The sequence below is a fragment of the Paraburkholderia bengalensis genome (assembly GCF_037126505.1).
Classification (GTDB): Bacteria; Pseudomonadota; Gammaproteobacteria; order Burkholderiales; family Burkholderiaceae; genus Paraburkholderia; species Paraburkholderia bengalensis.
In genome coordinates this window covers 1-20261 of sequence record NZ_JACFYJ010000100.1, presented here as the reverse complement: position 1 = coordinate 20261, position 20261 = coordinate 1, and the positions used below count along the sequence as shown (strand labels likewise).

12 protein-coding genes and 1 pseudogene are annotated in these 20261 nt (G+C 63.5%); 4 read left to right on the top strand and 9 right to left on the bottom strand.

Going from position 1 to position 20261, the window contains the following annotated elements; genetic code table 11:
- From odhB to typA, 3 genes and pseudogenes are all read right to left on the bottom strand, one after another.
- Positions 1 to 1274: pseudogene (gene odhB / locus H3V53_RS35685) on the bottom strand (2-oxoglutarate dehydrogenase complex dihydrolipoyllysine-residue succinyltransferase).
- Positions 1275 to 1416: 142 nt separating this feature from the next.
- Positions 1417 to 4278: a 2-oxoglutarate dehydrogenase E1 component gene (locus H3V53_RS35680; protein ID WP_336601844.1), complete on the bottom strand. Its 2862-nt coding sequence runs from the start codon at positions 4276 to 4278 to the stop codon at positions 1417 to 1419.
- Positions 4279 to 4631: 353 nt separating this feature from the next.
- On the bottom strand, positions 4632 to 6458 hold the full coding sequence (gene typA, locus H3V53_RS35675) for a translational GTPase TypA (RefSeq protein WP_336601843.1): 1827 nt from the start codon (positions 6456 to 6458) through the stop codon (positions 4632 to 4634).
- Between the two features lie 317 nt (positions 6459 to 6775).
- Between typA and H3V53_RS35670 the strand changes: the two genes are divergently transcribed.
- The 4 genes from H3V53_RS35670 (at position 6776) to H3V53_RS35655 (ending at position 11799) form a co-directional block, all read left to right on the top strand.
- Positions 6776 to 7291 (top strand): MarR family winged helix-turn-helix transcriptional regulator, encoded by a 516-nt coding sequence (locus H3V53_RS35670; protein ID WP_336601842.1) that lies wholly within the window; start codon positions 6776 to 6778, stop codon positions 7289 to 7291.
- A gap of 57 nt (positions 7292 to 7348) precedes the next feature.
- Entirely contained in the window at positions 7349 to 8884 is a 1536-nt protein-coding gene (locus H3V53_RS35665; protein WP_336601841.1) for an efflux transporter outer membrane subunit, read from the top strand.
- Positions 8885 to 8974: 90 nt separating this feature from the next.
- Positions 8975 to 10195, top strand: a complete 1221-nt coding sequence (locus tag H3V53_RS35660; protein WP_336601840.1) for an EmrA/EmrK family multidrug efflux transporter periplasmic adaptor subunit — start codon at positions 8975 to 8977, stop codon at positions 10193 to 10195.
- Between the two features lie 38 nt (positions 10196 to 10233).
- Entirely contained in the window at positions 10234 to 11799 is a 1566-nt protein-coding gene (locus H3V53_RS35655) for a DHA2 family efflux MFS transporter permease subunit (RefSeq protein WP_336601839.1), read from the top strand.
- 129 nt (positions 11800 to 11928) lie between these two features.
- Here the strand turns inward: H3V53_RS35655 and truB are convergent, their stop codons facing one another.
- The 6 genes from truB to rluB all read right to left on the bottom strand — a co-directional run.
- Positions 11929 to 12864, bottom strand: coding sequence for a tRNA pseudouridine(55) synthase TruB (gene truB / locus H3V53_RS35650; protein WP_336601838.1), 936 nt, complete (start codon positions 12862 to 12864; stop codon positions 11929 to 11931).
- 25 nt (positions 12865 to 12889) lie between these two features.
- Positions 12890 to 13255 carry a 30S ribosome-binding factor RbfA gene (gene rbfA, locus H3V53_RS35645; RefSeq protein ID WP_336601837.1) on the bottom strand — a complete coding sequence of 122 codons (366 nt, stop codon included), beginning with the start codon at positions 13253 to 13255 and terminating at the stop codon, positions 12890 to 12892.
- 167 nt (positions 13256 to 13422) lie between these two features.
- Positions 13423 to 16317 (bottom strand): translation initiation factor IF-2, encoded by a 2895-nt coding sequence (gene infB, locus H3V53_RS35640; protein WP_336601836.1) that lies wholly within the window; start codon positions 16315 to 16317, stop codon positions 13423 to 13425.
- A 96-nt stretch (positions 16318 to 16413) separates the two neighbouring features.
- On the bottom strand, positions 16414 to 17889 hold the full coding sequence (gene nusA / locus H3V53_RS35635) for a transcription termination factor NusA (RefSeq protein WP_336601835.1): 1476 nt from the start codon (positions 17887 to 17889) through the stop codon (positions 16414 to 16416).
- Positions 17886 to 18344 carry a ribosome maturation factor RimP gene (gene rimP / locus H3V53_RS35630; RefSeq protein WP_054926524.1) on the bottom strand — a complete coding sequence of 153 codons (459 nt, stop codon included), beginning with the start codon at positions 18342 to 18344 and terminating at the stop codon, positions 17886 to 17888. The genes nusA and rimP overlap by 4 nt, the downstream gene beginning before the upstream one ends.
- A gap of 457 nt (positions 18345 to 18801) precedes the next feature.
- Positions 18802 to 20261: 23S rRNA pseudouridine(2605) synthase RluB (gene rluB, locus H3V53_RS35625; protein WP_336601834.1), on the bottom strand; the 1460-nt coding region annotated here is incomplete at its 5' end.

Sequence of the window (20261 nt, the reverse complement as noted above, 5' to 3'; positions counted from 1 at the left end):
TTACAGGTCGAGCAGCAGACGAGCCGGATCTTCCAGCGCGTCCTTCATCGCGACCAGCGACAGCACGGCTTCGCGGCCGTCGATGATGCGGTGGTCGTACGACAGCGCCAGATAGTTCATCGGGCGGATCACGATCTGGCCGTTTTCGACCACGGCGCGTTCCTTCGTCGCGTGCACGCCGAGAATCGCCGACTGCGGCGGGTTGATGATCGGCGTCGACAGCATCGAGCCGAACACACCGCCGTTCGAGATCGAGAACGTACCGCCCGTCATTTCTTCGATCGACAGCTTGCCGTCCTTCGCCTTCTGGCCGAATTCAGCAATCTTCTTTTCGATGTCCGCGAGGCTCATCTGGTCGGCGTTGCGCAGGATCGGCACCACCAGACCGCGCGGCGAGCCGACTGCGATACCGATGTCGAAGTAGCCGTGATAGACGATGTCGTTACCGTCGATCGACGCGTTCACCAGCGGGAACTTCTTCAGCGCGTGGACAGCCGCCTTCACGAAGAACGACATGAAGCCGAGCTTCACGCCATGTTCCTTCTCGAACTTGTCCTTGTACTTGTTGCGCAGGTCCATGACGGGCGCCATGTTCACTTCGTTGAACGTCGTGAGGATGGCGTTGGTCTGCTGCGACTCGAGCAGACGCTCGGCGATACGTGCGCGCAGACGCGACATCGGCACGCGCTGTTCCGGACGGTCCTTCAGCCATTGATCAGCCGATGCCGGTGCGCTGACTTGCGGCAGCGCGGGCTTGGCAGCCTTCGGCGCAGCAGCGGGAGCCGGTGCAGCCTTGGCAGCGGGTGCGCCGGCAGCGACGGCGTCCTGCTTCGTGATGCGGCCGTCGCGGCCGTGCCGGCGACGTCGCCAGCCGCCACGCCCTTCTCGGCCAGGATCTTCGTTGCCGCCGGCGACGCCGCCGTGCTTGCGCCTGCCACAGCGGCCGCCTGAGCGGGCGCGGCGGCGGCAGCAGCCGGTTCGGCTTGCGGCGCGGGCTTCACTTCGGCTTCGACGGCGGCTGCGCCCGGCTTGCCTTCCGTGTCGATCTTCGCGATCACTTCGTCGGCGGTGACGATGTCGCCGTCGTTCTTGATGACTTGCGCGAGCACGCCAGCCGACGGCGCCGGCACTTCGAGCACGACCTTGTCGGTTTCGATTTCGATCAGGATTTCGTCCTGGGCAACGGCTTCGCCCGGCTTCTTCTTCCACTGCAACATCGTCGCTTCCGAAACCGACTCGGACAGCTGGGGGACTTTGACTTCTACAATAGCCATTTGATTTCTCTGAATACGTATCGGATGACAACGAACCTTGTGCGAACCGCGTCCGATAATGGCGCGTAGCGACGCGCTTACATGGGATGTTCAGACGCGGGGCGGGAAAGCGCTCAGCGCTTTCCCGGTTCGCTCTCTGTGGTTATTTAACGATGGACGCGCCTTTCAGACGGCCAAACGCGCCTTCGACCAGCGCCTTCTGCTGCTCGTAGTGCTTCGCGTAGTAGCCGACAGCGGGCGAAGCCGAAGCGGGACGGCCGCTGTATGCGAGCTTCTGTCCTTCCTTCATGCCTTCGCGCAGGTGATGTTCGATGTAGAACCACGGGCCCTGATTCTGCGGCTCGTCCTGCACCCACACCACTTCGGTTGCGTTGTCGTACTTCTTCAGTTCGGCTTCGAACTGCTTGTGCGCGAACGGATAGAGCTGTTCGATACGCACGATCGCGACGTCTTGCGCCTTCGCTTCGCGGCGATGCGCGACGAGGTCGTAGTACACACGGCCCGAGCAGACCAGCACGCGCTTGACCTTCTTCGCGTCGATGGAGTCGTCCACCTCGCCGATCACCGGCTGGAACGAGCCTTTCGCGAGTTCCGACAGATCCGACACGGCTTCCTTGTGACGCAGCAGCGACTTCGGCGTGAAGACGATCAGCGGCTTGCGGAACAGGCGGATCATCTGGCGGCGCAGCAGATGGAAAATCTGCGCCGGCGTGGTCGGCTGGACGACCTGCATGTTGTGGTCTGCGCACAGCTGCAGGAAGCGCTCGATACGCGCCGACGAGTGCTCCGGACCCTGGCCTTCGTAGCCGTGCGGCAGCAGCATCGTCAGGCCCGACACGCGGCCCCACTTCACTTCGCCCGACGAGATGAACTGGTCGATCACGACCTGCGCACCGTTGACGAAGTCGCCGAACTGCGCTTCCCACGCGACGAACGTGTTCGGCTCGGCCGTCGAGTAGCCGTATTCGAAGCCGAGCACGGCTTCTTCGGACAGCACCGAGTCGATCACCGTGAACTTCGCCTGGTTTTCAGCGATGTTCTGCAGCGGCACGTACGTGCCGTCGTTCCAGCGTTCGCGGTTCTGGTCGTGCAGCACGGCGTGACGGTGCGTGAACGTGCCGCGGCCCGAGTCCTGACCGGTCAGGCGCACAGCGTAGCCCGAGGCGACCAGCGATGCGAATGCCAGGTGTTCGCCCATGCCCCAGTCGAGCGGCGCTTCGCCACGGCCCATCGCGCGGCGGTCGTTGATCACGCGCTCGACGAGCGGATGAACCTTGAAGCCTTCGGGGATCGTCGTGACACGCTCGGCGAGACGCTTGAGTTCGGCGAGCGGCACAGCCGTGTCGGCGGCGTCCGTCCACTTGCGGTTCAGGAACGGAACCCAGTCGACGGCGTACTTGCTCTTGTAGTTCGACAGAACCGGGTCGACCGTGTGGTGGCCTTCGTCCATCGCCTTGCGGTACGCCTTGACGAATTCGTCGCCCTGCTCCGCCGTGATCACGCCCTGCTGCACGAGCTTTTCAGCGTACAGCGCGCGCGTGCCCGGGTGCTTCGCGATCGTCTTGTACATCAGCGGCTGCGTGACAGCCGGCGTGTCCTGCTCGTTGTGACCCAGCTTGCGGAAGCAGATGATGTCGATCACGACATCCTTGTGGAACTGCATCCGGAAGTCGATGGCCATTTGCGTGGCCAGCACGACGGCTTCGGGATCGTCGCCGTTCACGTGCAGCACGGGCGCTTCGATCATCTTGACAACGTCCGAGCAGTACAGCGTCGAACGTGCGTCGCGCGGATCGGACGTAGTAAAGCCGATCTGGTTGTTGATGACGATGTGCAGCGTGCCGTGCGTGCCGTAGCCGCGCGTCTGCGCGAGGTTCAGCGTTTCCATCACGACGCCCTGGCCCGCGAAGGCGGCATCGCCGTGGATCTGCACGGGCAGCACCTGCAGGCCCTGCTCGTCGCCACGACGGTCCATACGCGCCTTCGCCGAACCTTCGACCACCGGGTTGACGATTTCGAGGTGCGACGGGTTGAACGCGAGCGACAGGTGAACGGGGCCGCCTTCCGTCGCGATATCCGACGAGAAGCCCTTGTGATACTTGACGTCGCCTGCGGGCAGATCGTCGACGTGCTTGCCTTCGAATTCGGCGAACAGGTCAGCAGGCATCTTGCCCAGCGTGTTGACCAGCACGTTCAGACGGCCGCGGTGAGCCATGCCGATGACGATTTCCTGCACGCCGCTCTTGCCTGCGTGGTGCACGACTTCGTCCATCGACGCGATAAAGCTTTCCCCGCCTTCCAGCGAGAAGCGCTTCTGACCAACGTACTTGGTGTGCAGGAAGCGCTCGAGGCCTTCGGCTGCCGTCAGACGGTTCAGGATGTGCTTCTTCTTGTCGTTCGAGAAGTTCGGCGTCGAGCGGATCGACTCGAGCTTCTCTTTCCACCAGCGCTTCTGTTCAGGATCGCTCAGGTACATGTACTCAGCGCCAATCGTGCCGCAGTACGTGTCGCGCAGCGCCTTGACGATGTCGCGCAGCGAAGCCTGCTCGAAACCGAAGTACAGGTTGTTCGTGTTGAACACCTGGTCCATGTCGGCTTCGGTGAAGTCGTAGAACGCGGGCTCGAGTTCGGGAATGGCGGGACGTTCGCGGCGCTTGAGCGGATCGAGGTTGGCCCATTGCGAGCCGAGGAATCGATACGCGCCGATCAGGGACTGCACATAGACTTGCTTGCGCGCCGTGGTGAGGTCTTCACCGCCGGCACCCGCGCGCGGCAGAAAGGCGTTGGCCTTGGCGCGCTGGGCGAAGGATTCGACGATCGGGCCGTGGGCCACGTCGTTGGCACTGGTGCCATCCGATGCAGGAACGTTCTGCAGAGCGTCGAAATAGTTGCGCCAGGTCTCGGGCACTGACGCCGGATTGTCGAGATATGCTTCGTACAACTCTTCTACGTACGGAGCGTTGCCGCCGAACAGATACGAGTTCGACTGGAATTGCTTCATCATTTTTACGCTCACCTTTCTTCGAGCTTCTCGAGAAATAGCGGGTTACTGAACCTTCCGCGACACGGCCTGACCGTTTAGCGGATTGCGCGAATCAAGTCTTGCTTGGAAGGACCTAAAACTTGCATTCGCGGGAGCATATCACATAACCCATAGTTGACATAGGACAGCTCCCTATTGCAAACCCCGTAGTACGGGGCTTTGCGGCAAGTTTTATGCTTTCGCAACAGTGTTTGCGGCACAGCGCAAGAATACTGTAGACGCATATCCGACCGGCTGCAGCGAAAGGCGCAGCGAAATGAAAAAAGCCGCCCGAAGGCGGCTTTTCACTGAGCGCGTTGCGAATCTGCGAACGCTTAATCGACCGCGGCTTCGCGGCTCGCGCGACGGCGCTCGTGTTCCTTCAGATGGCGCTTGCGCAGACGAATGCTTTGCGGCGTCACTTCGACGAGTTCGTCGTCGTCGATGAATTCGACTGCGTATTCCAGCGACATCTGGATCGGCGGCACGAGACGCACGGCTTCGTCGGTGCCCGACGCGCGCACGTTGGTCAGCTGCTTGCCCTTGATCGGGTTCACGACGAGGTCGTTGTCGCGGCTGTGAATGCCGATGATCATGCCTTCGTACAGCGCGTCGCCCGGCTTGACGAACATGCGGCCGCGATCCTGCAACTTCCACAGCGCGTAGGCAACAGCGGCGCCGTCGTCCTGCGAGATTAGCACGCCGTTGCGGCGCTCGCCGAGCGAGCCTTCCTTGAGGGGGAGGTATTCGTCGAACACGTGGCTCATCAGGCCCGTGCCGCGCGTCAGCGTCATGAATTCGCCCTGGAAGCCGATCAGGCCCCGCGCGGGGATGCGGTACTCAAGACGCGTGCGGCCGCGGCCGTCCGACGCCATGTCGAGCATTTCGCCCTTGCGGCGGCCGAGTTCTTCCATCACGCCGCCCTGGTGCGAGTCTTCGACGTCGACCGTCAGCAGTTCGTACGGCTCGTGCTTCACGCCGTCGACTTCATGCAGCACCACGCGCGGACGCGACACGGCCAGCTCGTAGCCTTCGCGGCGCATGTTCTCGACGAGAATGGTCAGGTGCAGTTCGCCGCGGCCCGACACTTCGAACACGGTTTCGTCGCCCGTATCTTTCACGCGCAGCGCGACGTTGTGGTTCAGTTCCTTCATCAGACGGTCGCGGATCTGGCGGCTCGTGACGAATTTGCCTTCCTTGCCCGCGAGCGGCGACGAATTGACGAGGAAGTTCATCGTCAGCGTCGGCTCGTCGACGGTGATCATCGGCAGTGCCTCGGGCGCTTCCGGCGCGCAGATGGTCGCGCCGATGCCGACTTCTTCGATACCGTTGATCAGCACGATGTCGCCCGCTTCCGCTTCGGCGACCTGCACGCGCTCGAGACCCTCGAACGACAGCACCTGGTTGATCTTGCGGTTCAGGATTTCGCCTTCCGGACCGAAGCGCAGCACGACCTGCTGACCCGGCTTGATACGGCCGCGCGTGATGCGGCCCACGCCGATACGGCCAACGTACGTCGAATAGTCGAGCGACGTGATCTGCAGCTGCAGCGGGCCGTCCGGATCAGCCGGACGCACGGGCACGTGCTCAAGAATGGCTTCGAACAGCGGGCGCATGTCGCCTTCGCGCACGCTCGGATCGAGACCGGCGTAGCCGTTCAGGCCCGACGCGTAGACGACCGGGAAGTCGAGCTGCTCTTCCGTGGCGCCAAGCTTGTCGAACAGGTCGAACGTCTGGTTGATCACCCAGTCGATACGCGCGCCCGGACGGTCGATCTTGTTGATCACGACGATCGGCTTGAGGCCGAGCGCGAGCGCCTTCTTCGTGACGAAGCGGGTTTGCGGCATCGGGCCTTCGACGGCGTCGACGAGCAGCAGCACGGAGTCGACCATCGACAGCACGCGCTCCACTTCGCCGCCGAAGTCGGCGTGGCCCGGGGTGTCGACAATGTTGATGTGCGTGCCTTCGTACTCGACGGCGCAGTTCTTGGCGAGGATGGTGATGCCGCGCTCTTTTTCGATGTCGTTCGAGTCCATCACACGTTCGGCGACTTGCTGGTTTTCGCGGAAAGTGCCGGACTGGCGGAGCAGCTGGTCGACGAGCGTGGTCTTGCCGTGGTCGACGTGAGCAATGATGGCGATGTTGCGGAGAGCGCGGGACATAGGAACCTGGGGACGCTGGAAACGGATGAAATGCCGTGGAGTGCGCCAACTGCCCAGCCACCTTCGCCAAGCCCAAAGCGCACCACTTTTGGGAACCAATAAGTATAGCACGGCCCGATGACGTATTTCTGGTATTCCCTGATAGCGCCCCGCGCCGCACCGACCAGGCGACCAGATCTTCGCCCCGCTAGGCCGGCGGATCAGTATTTTCTTCCGATGCGAGAAAGATCCTTGCCTAAGCCGTAATAACGCTTGCCGCGTCAATTAACCCTCAACTACAATCCTGCATAGTCAACCATTGCATTCGCACGAGAATCATGACCGAACCGTCCAACACGCCATCGCCCGAAGTCAGCGAATACCAATTGGGTGAAAGCGTTGGCTATCTGATTTCCCGCGTGAAATCCACGATGTCGAATCTCGTGACGCAGCGCACGATGGCCGAACTCGGCATTACCAGCCAGCAAGCGAGCGTGCTGTTCATGGTCGCGAGCGGCAAATGCCTGCTCGCCGCCGAACTGGCGCGGGAATACGGCATCGACGCGAGCGCCGTGACACGCCTGATCGACCGCCTCGAAAAGCGCGGGCTGCTCACGCGCGTGCGCAGCGACGAAGACCGACGCGTCGTGCGGCTCGCGCTGACGGCGGAGGGCCATGCGATCGCCGCGCGCATGCCCGCCGTCTTCACCAGCGTGACCGAAAAAGTGCTGTCCGGCTTTTCGCCCGAGGAAACGGGGTTCCTCAAAAGCCTGCTGAGACGCGTACTGGCGAACGCGTGCGAGTCGTTCGCGGAAACCCGTGACTCGGCAAGCAATACCGATAGCAAATCGTAAGAAATTAGTTGCATCGTCCATTAAAGAAAAATGTCATTACACGCAAAGAGTCGAGCGATGAAATTCCTCTTCAGGCCTGCGCCCGTACCGGCGACGCGGGCGGCCGTCGCTGCGGCCGTGGCAGCGGTGGCCCTTGCCGGGTGCGCAAATTATTTCGGTTTGAAGGACGACAGGCAGATCGCGAAAAGTTCGCAGTTCGAGTCGTCGCAAAGCCTGCCGGCCGAAGGCGGCCAATGGCCCGCCCTCGACTGGGCCAAGCAGTTCGGTGATCCGCAGCTGCCGCAGCTGATCGCGGAAGCGCTCGAAGGCAATCCGTCGATCGCGCAGGCGCAGGCGCGCATTGCGAAGGCATCGTCGTATATCGAATCGTCGAAGTCGGCGCTGTATCCGAAGGCCGACGCCAGCTATTCATGGACGCGCGAGCTGTATTCCGCGAACGCCCTCTTCCCGCCGCCGTACGGCGGCACGTGGTACAGCGAGAACAACGTGCTCGCGAGCGCGTCGTGGGATCTCGATCTGTGGGGCAAGAACCGCGAGCGGCTCGGCCAGGCCGTGTCGCAGGAAAAGGCGGCTGAAGCCGACATGCAGCAGGCGCGCGTGACGCTCGCGTCGTCGGTGGCGCGCACCTACAACTCGCTCGCGCAGCTTTACGCGCTGCGCGACATTGCCGAGCGCGAGATCAAGAATCGCCAGACGATCGGCGTCATTGCCAACGACCGCGTGAAGGCAGGCCTCGACACGAACGTCGAGCGGCAGACGGCCAACGGCAACATCGCAACGAGCCAGTCGAACCTGACGGAGCTCGACGGCCAGATCACGACCACCCGCTACGAACTCGGCGCGCTGCTCGGCAAGGGCCCGGACCGCGGCCTGCAAATCGCCCAGCCCGTGTTCAATCCGGGCGGCGCCGTCACGCTGCCCGACAACGTACCCGCCGATCTCGTCGCCCGCCGCCCCGACATCGTCGCCGCGCGCTGGCAGGTCGAGGCTGCGATGCACGACATCAAGGAAGCGAAGGCCGAGTTCTTCCCCGACGTGAACCTCGCGGCCAGCTTCGGCTTCGATGCGTTCGGCTGGGGCAAATTCCTGACCTCGTCGAGCCGTCAGATCCAGTTCGGTCCGGCCATTCACCTGCCCATCTTCGACGCGGGCGCGCTGCGCTCGCAACTGAAGGGCCGCTACGCCGACTTCGACCTGTACGTCGCGAACTACAACCAGACGCTGATCAACGCGCTGTCCGACGTCGCCACGCAGATTTCGTCGATCCGTTCGATCGACCATCAGCAAGGCGATGCGCAGCGTGCCCTCGACGCGTCGTCCAAGGCGTACGAGCTTGCCGTGATCCGCTACAAGGCGGGGCTCTCGCCGCAGCTGCAGGTGCTGACGGCTGACCAGAACCGCCTCGCCGCCGAGCAGACGGTGACCAACCTGAAGATGCGCCGGCGCGACTTGCAGATCGCGCTGATCAAGGCGCTGGGCGGGGGTTTCGACGCGACGCAGACGGGCCTCGTCGTGCCGACGGACGCGCCTGCGTCGTCGGCGGCGGCCGCGGCAGCCGCAGCGGCCCGGCCGACGCAAGCAGCGTCGAACTAGTCGCGCGCACAAGCCCGCACAGCAACGCTCGCACAGCAAGATTGCGATCCGAATAAACGATACAGACTGAACAGAATCCGGAGCATATTCATGAGCACGCCCCAACAACCCGCGAACGCGCAGCCGGCCAGCAACGGCAAACGCAAGCGCATGATGACGCTGCTCGTCATCGTGATCCTGATTGCCGCGATCGCGTATGGCCTCTACTACTTCCTCGTCGCGCGCTTCCACGAAGAGACCGACGATGCGTATGTGAACGGCAACGTCGTGCAGATCACGCCGCAGGTGACGGGCACGGTGGTCGCCGTGAACGCCGACGACACGCAGACGGTCAAGATCGGCGATCCCCTCGTCGTGCTCGATCCCGCCGATTCGCGCATCGCGCTGCAATCGGCGGAGGCGAATCTCGGCCAGGTCGTGCGCCAGGTGCGCGGCCTCTATGCCGACGACAGTCAGTATCAGGCGCAAGTCGCCGTGCGCCAGGCCGACCTGTCGCGCGCGCAGGACGACCTGAAGCGCCGCATGCAGGTCGCGCAGACGGGCGCCGTGTCGCAGGAAGAAATCTCGCATGCGCGCGACGCCGTAAAGAGCGCGCAGGCCGCGCTCGAGCGCGCGCAGCAGCAGCTCGCCTCGAACCGCGCGCTGACGGCCAACACGACGATCGCGAATCATCCGAACGTGCAGGCAGCCGCCGCGAAGGTCCGCGACGCGTACCTGAACAACGCGCGCAACACGCTGCCCGCGCCCGTGACGGGCTATGTCGCGAAGCGCTCGGTGCAGGTCGGCCAGCGCGTGTCGCCGGGCAATCCGCTGATGGCCATCGTGCCGCTGAACGCCGTGTGGGTCGACGCGAACTTCAAGGAAGTGCAGTTGAAGCACATGCGCATCGGCCAGCCCGTCGAGCTGACGGCCGACGTGTACGGTTCGTCCGTCAAATATCACGGCAAGGTAGTCGGCTTCTCGGCCGGCACGGGTTCGGCGTTCTCGCTGCTGCCCGCGCAGAACGCGACGGGTAACTGGATCAAGGTCGTGCAGCGCCTGCCCGTGCGTATCGCGCTCGATCCGCAGGAACTCGAAAAGCATCCCCTGCGCATCGGCCTGTCGATGCAGGTCGAAGTGAGCATCAAGGACGACACGGGCGGCGAACTCGGCAGCGCCGTCAACACCGTCTACCAGACCAACGTGTTCGAGAAGTATGGCGACGATGCCGACGCGGAAATCGCCCGCATCATCGCGGAGAATGCCGGTCCGAACGCCGGTCTGCCGCAAAAGACGTCAGGGGGCGCGAAGGCTGCGCCCAAGCTGATGTAAGCATCGTCCATCTGCACAACGACAAGGTTCCAACCTAGATGGCTCAGGCTCAAGCGCACGCTCCTCATCCGCCGCTCGAGGGCGCGCAACTGGTGATCGGCACCATCGCGGTGTCGCTCGCCGTCTTCATGAACGTGCTGGACACGTCGATCGCGAACGTGTCGATTCCGTCGATCTCCGGCGACCTCGGCGTGTCGTCCGATCAGGGCACATGGGTGATCACGTCGTTCGCCGTCGCGAACGCGATCTCCGTGCCGCTCACCGGCTGGCTCACCGACCGCATCGGCCAGGTGCGTCTGTTCATGGCGTCGATCGTGCTGTTCGTGATCTCGTCGTGGATGTGCGGCCTCTCCCCCAACCTGCCGTTCCTGCTCGCGTCGCGCGTGCTGCAAGGCGCCGTGGCCGGCCCGATGATTCCGCTGTCGCAAACGCTGCTGCTCGCGAGCTATCCGCGTGCGAAGGCGCCGATGGCGCTGTCGATGTGGGCGATGACGACACTGACCGCACCCGTCGCCGGTCCGATCCTCGGCGGCTGGATCTCGGACAACATTTCGTGGCCTTGGATCTTCTACGTGAACATCCCGGTCGGGATCGTCGCCGCGCTCGCGACATGGGCGATTTTCCGAAATCGCGATTCCGTCATTAAGAAAGCACCGATCGATATCGTCGGTCTCGTGCTCCTGATCACGTGGGTCGGCTCGTTACAGGTGATGCTCGACAAGGGCAAGGATCTCGACTGGTTTTCGTCGACGACGATCGTCGTGCTCGGGCTCACCGCCGTGATCGCGCTAGCGTTTTTCATTGTGTGGGAATTGACGGACAAGCACCCGGTTGTCGATCTGTCGCTGTTCAAGCTGCGCAATTTCACGGGCGGCACCGTGTCGCTCGCGGTCGGTTATGGGCTTTACTTCGGCAATCTCGTGCTGCTGCCGCTGTGGCTGCAAACGGACATCGGCTATACGGCCACGGACGCCGGCCTCGTGCTGGCGCCCGTCGGCGTATTCGCGATCATTCTCTCGCCGCTTACGGGCAAGATCCTGCCGCGCACCGATCCGCGCTACATCTCGACGGCGTCGTTTCTGATCTTCGCGCTGGTGTTCTGGATGCGCTCGCGCTACACGACGGGCGTCGACACCTTCTCGCTGATGCTGCCAACGCTGATCCAGGGGATCGGCATGGCCGGCTTCTTCATTCCGCTCGTGTCGATCACGCTGTCAGGCTTGCCGGGCAACCGGATTCCGGCCGCTTCGGGTCTGTCGAACTTCGTGCGGATCATGTGCGGCGGCATTGGCACGTCGATCTTCGAGACCGCGTGGGATCATCGCTCGATCCTGCATCACGCGCAGTTGACGGAACGCGCGAATGCGTACAACCCCGTATTCGATCAGTCGATCACGCAGATGGGCGGCGTCGGATTGAACCAGTCGCAGGCATATGGACTGTTCAATACGATGGCGACGCAGCAGGCGGCCCAGCTTGGCGTCAACGATCTGTTCTATGTGTCGGCGGGGATTTTTGTCGCGCTGATCGGGCTGATCTGGGTGACGCGCCCGGAGCGCGCGGGCGGCGGGGACGCGAGCGCGGCGGCATCGGCGGCGCATTGATGGGAGTCGCCGCTCGCTGGCATGTGTGATCCTGCTGCGAGCGCGTTGCGAGCACGTCAGCGAAAAAGGCGGGACCCATGGCGGTCCCGCCTTTTTTGTTGCTCGCGAACCGCCCGCTTCGTCGATCAGTCAGCTTGCTGCCGTAACGATCAGCCGCTCAGGCGCCAGCACGCCCTCGCCGATGCGCGCGACGCCAAGCAGCTTGCCTCCGCTTGCATAGACGCGCGTGCGGGTGGCGAGCAGCACGTCGTCCCGCACCGACAGATCCGCGAGACGCAGACGCTGTCCATGCAGAAAACGGCGCGTCGCTTCGGGATCGAGCTGCACGGCGGGAAACGTGGACAGCAACGCGTCGACAGGCTGCAGCCACGCGTCGCGCGCGTCTTGCGGCGCGTCGGACAACGCACCGAGCGTCACCGCGTGTTCGAGCGTCAACGCGCCGACGCCCGTGCGCCGAAGCATCACGAGATGCGCGCCGCATCCGAGCGCCTCGCCGATATCTTCCGCCAGCGTCCGGACGTACGTGCCCTTGCTGCACGTCACGCGAAACGTCACGTCGGGCAGCGCGCATTCGATCAATTCGAGCGCGTGGATCGTCACGGAACGCCCTTCGCGCGCAACCGTCTGCCCGGCGCGCGCGTACTCGTACAACGGCTTGCCGTCGCGCTTGAGCGCCGAATACATCGGCGGAACCTGAACGATGTCGCCGCGAAACCGCGCGAGCACGGCTTCGACGGCATCCTGATTACAGGTCACGGCGCGCGTGTCGAGCGCTTCACCTTCGGCGTCTCCCGTCGTCGTGCGAATGCCGAGGCGCATCGTTGCCTCATACGTCTTGTCTGCCTCGAGCAAGTCTTGCGAAAACTTCGTCGCTTCGCCGAAACAGAGCGGCAAGAGCCCCGACGCAAGCGGATCGAGCGTGCCCGTGTGGCCCGCTTTTTTCGCCAGATACAGGCGCTTTGCGCGAATCAGCGCGTCGTTGCTCGACAGGCCGACGGGCTTGTCGAGCAGCAACACGCCATCGAGCGCGCGGCGCGGCACTTTCGGGCGTTGATTCTGAGTCATATGTGCGCGTGCCTCGGACCTGCGATCAGTCGTCTTTCGCGCGCGTCGCGTTCGCCTCGTCGATCAGGCGCGACATCTCGACGGCGCGCTCGATCGTCTTGTCGTAGTGGAAATGCAGCGTCGGCACCGTGTGGATATGCAGGCGCTTGAACAATAGATTGTGCAGATGGCCTGCCGCGTGATTCAGCGCTTCCTGCGTCTGGTGCGGATCACCCGTCAGCGTCGTGAAGTAGATCTTCGCGTGCGCGTAGTCGGGCGTGAGTTCGACGCTCTGGAACGTGACGATTCCGATGCGCGGGTCTTTGACCTCACGGATCAGTTCGGACAGATCGCGTTGAATCTGATCAGCGATCTGCACGTTGCGATTGGGGGAAGTACGTTTCTTAGGCATGGTAAATCCGTGATCCGGGTTGCCGGAAAAGCAAGGTGTTCGCGCATTCGGCGGCAGCACGCCACGGACGATTTCCACGCAAACACGACACAACATCCGATACAAAAAACAAAGGGGCGGGAATGGGCTCAGCGCCCGCCCCGCCCCTCATGCACGCAACGCCGGAATTACAGCGTACGCGCGACTTCCGTGACTTCGAAGACTTCGAACTGGTCGCCTTCCTGGATGTCGTTGAAGTTTTTCACCGACATACCGCACTCGAAGCCTTGGCGCACTTCCTTGACGTCGTCCTTGAAGCGCTTGAGCGAATCGAGCTCGCCCGTGTGGATGACGACGTTGTTGCGCAGCACGCGCACCGACGACGTACGCTTGACCACACCGTCCGTGACCATACAGCCTGCCACCGTGCCGACCTTCGGCACCTTGAACACCTGGCGCACTTCGACCATACCCGTGACGACTTCGCGTTTCTCCGGCGCCAGCATGCCCGACATCGCCGCCTTCACCTCATCTACTGCGTCATAGATGATGTTGTAGTAACGGATGTCGATGCCGTTGGTCTCGGCCAGCTTGCGCGCCTGTGCGTCGGCACGCGTGTTGAAGCCGATGATGACCGCCTTCGACGCCGTTGCCAGGTTGACGTCCGACTCGCTGATGCCGCCAACTGCGCTGTGCACGATCTGCACGCGCACTTCGTCGTTCGACAGCTTGAGCAGCGACTGCACCAGTGCTTCCTGCGAGCCCTGAACGTCGGCCTTGACGATGAGCGGCAGGTACTGCACTTCGCCTTCGCCCATCTGCTCCAGCATGTTTTCGAGCTTCGCGGCCTGCTGCTTCGCCAGCTTCACGTCGCGGAACTTGCCTTGACGGAACAGAGCGACTTCGCGCGCCTTGCGGTCGTCCGGCATGACGATGACTTCTTCGCCCGCCGCCGGCACTTCCGACAGACCCTGGATTTCGACCGGGATCGACGGACCCGCCGACTTGGTCGGCTTGCCCGTTTCGTCGAGCATCGCGCGCACGCGGCCGTAGGCGCTGCCCGCCAGCACGACGTCGCCGCGATTGAGCGTACCCGACTGGACGAGGATCGTTGCGACAGGACCCTTACCCTTGTCGAGCTTCGCTTCGATCACGAGGCCCTTGGCGGGTGCTTCGACAGGCGCCTTCAGTTCCAGCACTTCGGCCTGCAGCAGCACGTTTTCGAGCAGATCGTCGATGCCCGCACCCGTCTTCGCCGACACCGGCACGAACGGCGAATCGCCACCGTACTCTTCCGGCACGACGCCTTCCGCGACGAGTTCCTGCTTCACGCGTTCCGGGTTCGCTTCCGGCTTGTCGATCTTGTTGATCGCGACCACGAGCGGCACGCCGCCCGCCTTCGCGTGCGAGATCGCTTCCTTCGTCTGCGGCATCACGCCGTCGTCCGCTGCGACCACCAGAATCACGATATCGGTTGCCTTCGCACCGCGCGCACGCATTGCCGTGAACGCTTCGTGACCCGGCGTATCGAGGAACGTGATGACGCCGCGCGGCGTTTCAACGTGATACGCGCCGATGTGCTGCGTAATGCCGCCCGCTTCGCCCGCCGCAACCTTCGCGCGACGGATGTAGTCCAGCAGCGACGTCTTGCCGTGGTCGACGTGACCCATGACCGTGACGACGGGCGGACGCGGCAGTTGCTCGGCATCCGACACTTCGCCTTCGACGAGCATCGCTTCGGGATCATCCAGTTTCGCCGCGACGGCGTGATGGCCCAGTTCCTCGACGACGATCATCGCCGTTTCCTGGTCCAGCATCTGGTTGATCGTGACCATCTGGCCGAGCTTCATCATCACCTTGATGACTTCCGAAGCCTTCACCGACATCTTGTGCGCGAGATCGGCAACCGTGATGGTTTCCGGCACGTGCACTTCACGAACGATCGGTTCGGTCGGCGCCTGGAACGTGGTGGCTTCCTGATGCTTGCCACGGCCCTTCGGACCGCCGCGCCAGCCGCGATCGACGCCGCCGCTCGTGTCGCCGCGCGTCTTGATGCCACGGCGCTTGGCTGCGTCGTCCTGCCAGCCGCCCTTGCCGCCAGCCTTCTTCTTGTCGCCAGCGCCAGCGGGACCCGACGGCTGCGCAGCCGCTGCCGGTTGCGCCGCTGCTGCGGGCGCCGGCTTCTTCGCGGCGGGACGCGCCGAGGTTTCGCCAGCGGGACGCGCCGGCTTGTGCAGCGTGCCCTTCGCTTCCGCGGGCTTCGGTGCTTCGGCGGGCTTCGGTGCCGGCTCCGGCGCCTTGACCTGCGCCTTGCGCGGCGTGTTCATCATTTCGCGGATTGCACGCGCTTCGGCTTCCGCCTTCGCACGGCGTTTCGCGATTTCTTCCTGTTCGAGGCGCGTCTTCTCGGCCTGTTCGCGTGCAGCGTCTTCGGCCTTCTTCGCCGCTTCGCGCTGCGCGGCGCGTTCTGCCGCCGCCTTCTCTTCGTCCTGCGACGCGCGCTCCTGTTGCTCGGCCTGCTCGCGAGCCGCCGCCTCGGCCACTGCCGCTGCGCGCTTCTTCGCCGCTTCTTCTTCGGCGCGGCGACGCTCCGCCTCGGCCGCCTGTTCGCGTGCCTGACGCTCGGCTTCTTCGGCTGCCAGACGCTCCTGGCGCTCCTTCAGTTCCAGCGCCTGCTTCTCGAGCAGCTCTGCCTCGTGACGCGCTTCTTCCTCGCGACGCTGCAGTTCGAGATCTTCCGCTTCCTGACCGTTGCCCGACACTTCCGCCTGCTCGGTTGCCTCGTCGCGGCGGACGAACGTGCGCTTCTTGCGCACTTCGACCTGAATGGTGCGAGCTTTACCCGTCGCGTCGGACTGCTTGATCTCCGACGTATGCCGCTTGGTCAGCGTGATCTTGCGCTTATCGGCATCGTTCGAGCCGTGTGACCTGCGCAAGTGGTCAAGCAGACGCGCCTTGTCCGTTTCGGACAAGGCATCGTCTTCACTCGCTTTCTGAACACCCGCCGCGTGCAGCTGCTCGAGCAGCACGCCTGCAGGCATTTTCAGTTCCGCGGCAAATTGGGCTACGTTGTTACTCGCCATTCATTCCTCTTAGTGCAAGGACCGATTCCTTGCGGTTAGCATCGGGTCATGCAGCCTTGCGGCTGCGATCAGATTAGTGGTTCATGGTCGTGGATCTCATTGAAACCAGTGTTCACGGGCCTTCATGATCAGCGTCTTGGCGGCGTCGTCATTCATCCCCGTCATCTCGACCAGCTCGTCGACAGCCAGTTCGGCCAGCTCGTCGCGCGTCTGGATCTGATGCTCAGCCAGCTTCGCGAGCAGCTCGGCGTCCATGCCGTCGAGGCTCTTCAGATCGAGCGCAACGCCCTCGACCTTTTCTTCGTTCGCAATCGCCATCGTCAACAGGGCGTCACGGGCGCGGTTGCGCAACTCGTGAACCGTGTCTTCGTCGAATGCTTCGATTTCGAGCATCTCGTTGAGCGGCACGTAAGCGATCTCTTCGAGACTCGTAAAACCTTCGTCGATCAGGATGTCGGCGACCTCCTCGTCGACATCGAGACGCGCCATGAACAGGTCGCGCAATACGCTGCGCTCCTGGTTCTGCTTTTGCGCAGACTCGTCCGGCGTCATGATGTTGATCTGCCAGCCGGTTAGTTCGCTGGCAAGACGCACGTTCTGGCCACTGCGGCCGATAGCGACGGCCAGTTCGTTTTCGTCGACGACGACGTCCATCGAATGCTTTTCTTCATCGACGACGATCGACTGGACAGCTGCCGGCGCGAGCGCGCCGATCACAAACTGGGCGGGATCTTCCGACCATAGCACGATGTCGACGTTTTCGCCACCGAGCTCGTTGCGCACAGCCTGCACGCGCGAGCCGCGAATGCCGACGCAGGTGCCGATCGGGTCGATGCGCTTGTCATAAGCGATCACGCCGATCTTGGCGCGCACGCCGGGATCGCGCGCTGCCGCCTTGATTTCCAGCAGGCCCTGCTCGATTTCCGGCACTTCCATTTCGAACAGCTTCATCAGGAACTCGGGCGCCGTGCGGGACAGCTCGATCTGCGGACCGCGCGCGGTGCGATCGACCTTGGCGATATACGCGCGCACGCGGTCGCCGACGCGCAGGTTTTCCTTCGGAATCAGCTGGTCGCGGCGCAGCAGCGCTTCGACGCGGCCCGATTCGACGATGAAATTACCCTTGTCGAGACGCTTGACGGTGCCCGTCATGATGCTTTCGCCGCGCTCGAGGAAGTCGTTCAGAATCTGCTCGCGTTCCGCGTCGCGCACTTTTTGCAGGATCACCTGCTTGGCAGCCTGCGCGCCGATGCGGCCGAATTCGATCGACGGAACGGGCTCTTCCAGGAAGTCGTCGATCTGCGCGTCGGGCTTCTGCTCGCGCGCTTCGAACAACAGGATTTCCTGATCCGGCTCCTGCAGGCCCGCTTCGTCGGGCACGACTTTCCAGCGACGGAAGGTTTCGTGCTCGCCGCTTTCACGGTCGATATGAACGCGGATGTCCGCGTCTTCGTCGAAGAGTTTCTTGGATGCAGACGCGAGCGCTGCCTCGAGCGCGGCAAACACCACGTCCTTGTCGACATTTTTCTCGCGTGCCAGCGCATCCACCAGCATCAACACTTCGCGACTCATTGTTTGCGGCTCCTAAAGTCAACTTTCGGAACGAGGCGTGCCTTGTCGATATCCGCGAGCGTGAAATCCAGCATCGCGGCGCCTTCCTTCCCTTCAAATTCCAGACCGATCGTTTCGCCCTCGGGAGCATGCAGAATGCCCCGGTACGATTTCCGTCCGTCCAATGGCTTTTTCAATGTGATGACCGCCTCGCTGCCCGCGAAGCGTTCGAAGTCCGCCAGTTTCTTCAGCGGGCGGTCGAGTCCCGGCGACGAGACTTCCAGCCGCTCGTAATCGATATTTTCGACTGTCAGAACGTGCTGGAGCTGACGGGTAACTTTTTCGCAGTCTTCGATCGCGATGCCGGCGGGCTGGTCGATATACACGCACAGCATGCCGCGCCCGGTGCGCTCGAGATCGACGAGCTCGTAGCCGAGGCCCACGACCGTGGTTTCAATCAGTTCCGTCAGTTGCACAGTGCTGCCCTCTAAGATGTTCGCGCTGCAAGCCTTTGCGATACACCCGCGGGCTGCGCGCCAAGCCGGCGCACGTTCGTGCTACCCGAGATGCCGACCAACGTGAGAACTGAGCGGCAAAAAAAAAATGGGCGAAACGCCCATCATCTTATTGCCGGTGGTCGCACCTGAGCCGCACATGAAACCGCACGCCCAGTGACTTCGTGATTGTAGCCTTTTTTCACGACGAACGCAAACCGCCAGCCGGCGCCGTATCTGCATTTGCGGGCGATTTCGGCGCGATCAAGCCTTGAAAATGGGCTTTTTCTACACTTCCCGAACCGCTTGCCGATGCGCCGACGGACACGCGAAGCGTCTGAATGGCTGTCGATTTTTGCTGACTTTCGCTGACGACGGGCGGCGCGAGACGCGGCCGCCTGTCGCTAACGGAAACGAACGAACGCGTGAACCCGCGACATCAGCGTCCGCGCGAGCGATTGCGTTGCGCGCCGCCTCCGCCGCTGTTGCCGCTATTGCGACTGCCGCCGGCGTTGGTGTTGCCGCCAGCGCGGTTGCCGTTGCTCGCCCGATTGCCATTGGGCGCGCCGTTGGTCGGGCGGTTGCTGCCGCGTTTTGCATTGCCGCCCGCTGCCGCGCGGTTACCCGAAGGCGCGCGATTGCCGTCGACATCGCGGCCGCCACGGCCGCGTCCTTCGCGATTGCCGCCCGCGTTGCCAAAGCCGCCGAGCCCCGAGTTCAGTGCGCCGAACGCGCCTGCGCCCTTGCCGCCGCCGCGCCGCCCCTGAGCGCCGCCGCGCGGTTGCTGCTCGAAGCGGCCATGCGACATCAGCACGGGCTCACGGTTGATGAAACCCATCGACGTCTGCATCGGATCGGGTTGACGGCGTTCCGACTCGTTGCGGCGTCCGCCCTTTTCTTCCGTCGGCGCCTTCAGGCCGACCGACGCCATCAGGCTGCGCACCTGATTGTCCTCGAGCTCTTCCCAGCGACCGCGCCTCAAGCCGCGCGGCAGCTGGATCGGACCGTGGCGCGTGCGGATCAGGCGGCTCACCATCAGGCCGACCGCCTCGAACATACGGCGCACTTCGCGATTGCGGCCTTCAGCAAGCGCGACGTGATACCAGTGATTTGTGCCTTCGCCACCGCCGTCTCGGATGCGCAGGAAATTTGCCGGACCGTCGTCCAGTTCGACGCCGTGCAGCAGTTTCTGCCGGTTGCCTTCCGTCAGTTCGCCGACCACGCGCACCGCATATTCACGCTCGACGCTGTAGCGCGGATGCATGAAGCGGTTCGCCAGATCGCCCGACGTGGTCAGCATCAGCAGGCCTTCCGTGTTGAAGTCGAGACGGCCGACGGCGAGCCACTTGGCCGTTTTCATCGGCGGCAGCTTGTCGAACACGGAAGGACGGCCTTCGGGATCGGCGTGACTCACGATCTCGCCGGTCGGCTTGTGATACAGCAGCACGCGCGGCGGCTTGCTCTGCAGCTTGCGCTTGATCGGCTTGCCGTTGATGCGCACCAGATCGGTCGGCAGGATGCGCTGGCCGATGTGCGCCGGCTCGCCGTTCACCGACACGCGGCCTGCGATGATCAACTCTTCCATGTCGCGGCGGGAACCCATGCCTGCGTCGGCGAGCACCTTGTGCAGCTTGGGCGCGTCGTCGTCCGGCGACAGCACGCGCTTCGGAGCCGCCGCGCGGCCGCGGCGCAACATCGGCGCGCGCACGCCGCCCGTCGCCGAATTGTCGGCATCGAAAGCGGGCGACGTCACCCAGGCGAACAGGTCGTCCTGCTTGTCGCCTTCGGCCGCGGCAACAGGCGCCACATCACCGCTTGCGCCCCCACGGCTCTTGCGCTGCCCGCCCTGTTGCGCGCCGCGCTGGGCGCCTTGCTGGCCAGCGTGCTTGCCGCCCGCGC

Coding starts and splice junctions, on each gene's coding strand:
- H3V53_RS35680 (WP_336601844.1), bottom strand. CDS start 4,278: ATGATGAAGCAATTCCAGTCGAACTCGTATCTGTTCGGCGGCAACGCT.
- typA (WP_336601843.1), bottom strand. CDS start 6,458: ATGTCCCGCGCTCTCCGCAACATCGCCATCATTGCTCACGTCGACCAC.
- H3V53_RS35670 (WP_336601842.1), top strand. CDS start 6,776: ATGACCGAACCGTCCAACACGCCATCGCCCGAAGTCAGCGAATACCAA.
- H3V53_RS35665 (WP_336601841.1), top strand. CDS start 7,349: ATGAAATTCCTCTTCAGGCCTGCGCCCGTACCGGCGACGCGGGCGGCC.
- H3V53_RS35660 (WP_336601840.1), top strand. CDS start 8,975: ATGAGCACGCCCCAACAACCCGCGAACGCGCAGCCGGCCAGCAACGGC.
- H3V53_RS35655 (WP_336601839.1), top strand. CDS start 10,234: ATGGCTCAGGCTCAAGCGCACGCTCCTCATCCGCCGCTCGAGGGCGCG.
- truB (WP_336601838.1), bottom strand. CDS start 12,864: ATGACTCAGAATCAACGCCCGAAAGTGCCGCGCCGCGCGCTCGATGGC.
- rbfA (WP_336601837.1), bottom strand. CDS start 13,255: ATGCCTAAGAAACGTACTTCCCCCAATCGCAACGTGCAGATCGCTGAT.
- infB (WP_336601836.1), bottom strand. CDS start 16,317: ATGGCGAGTAACAACGTAGCCCAATTTGCCGCGGAACTGAAAATGCCT.
- nusA (WP_336601835.1), bottom strand. CDS start 17,889: ATGAGTCGCGAAGTGTTGATGCTGGTGGATGCGCTGGCACGCGAGAAA.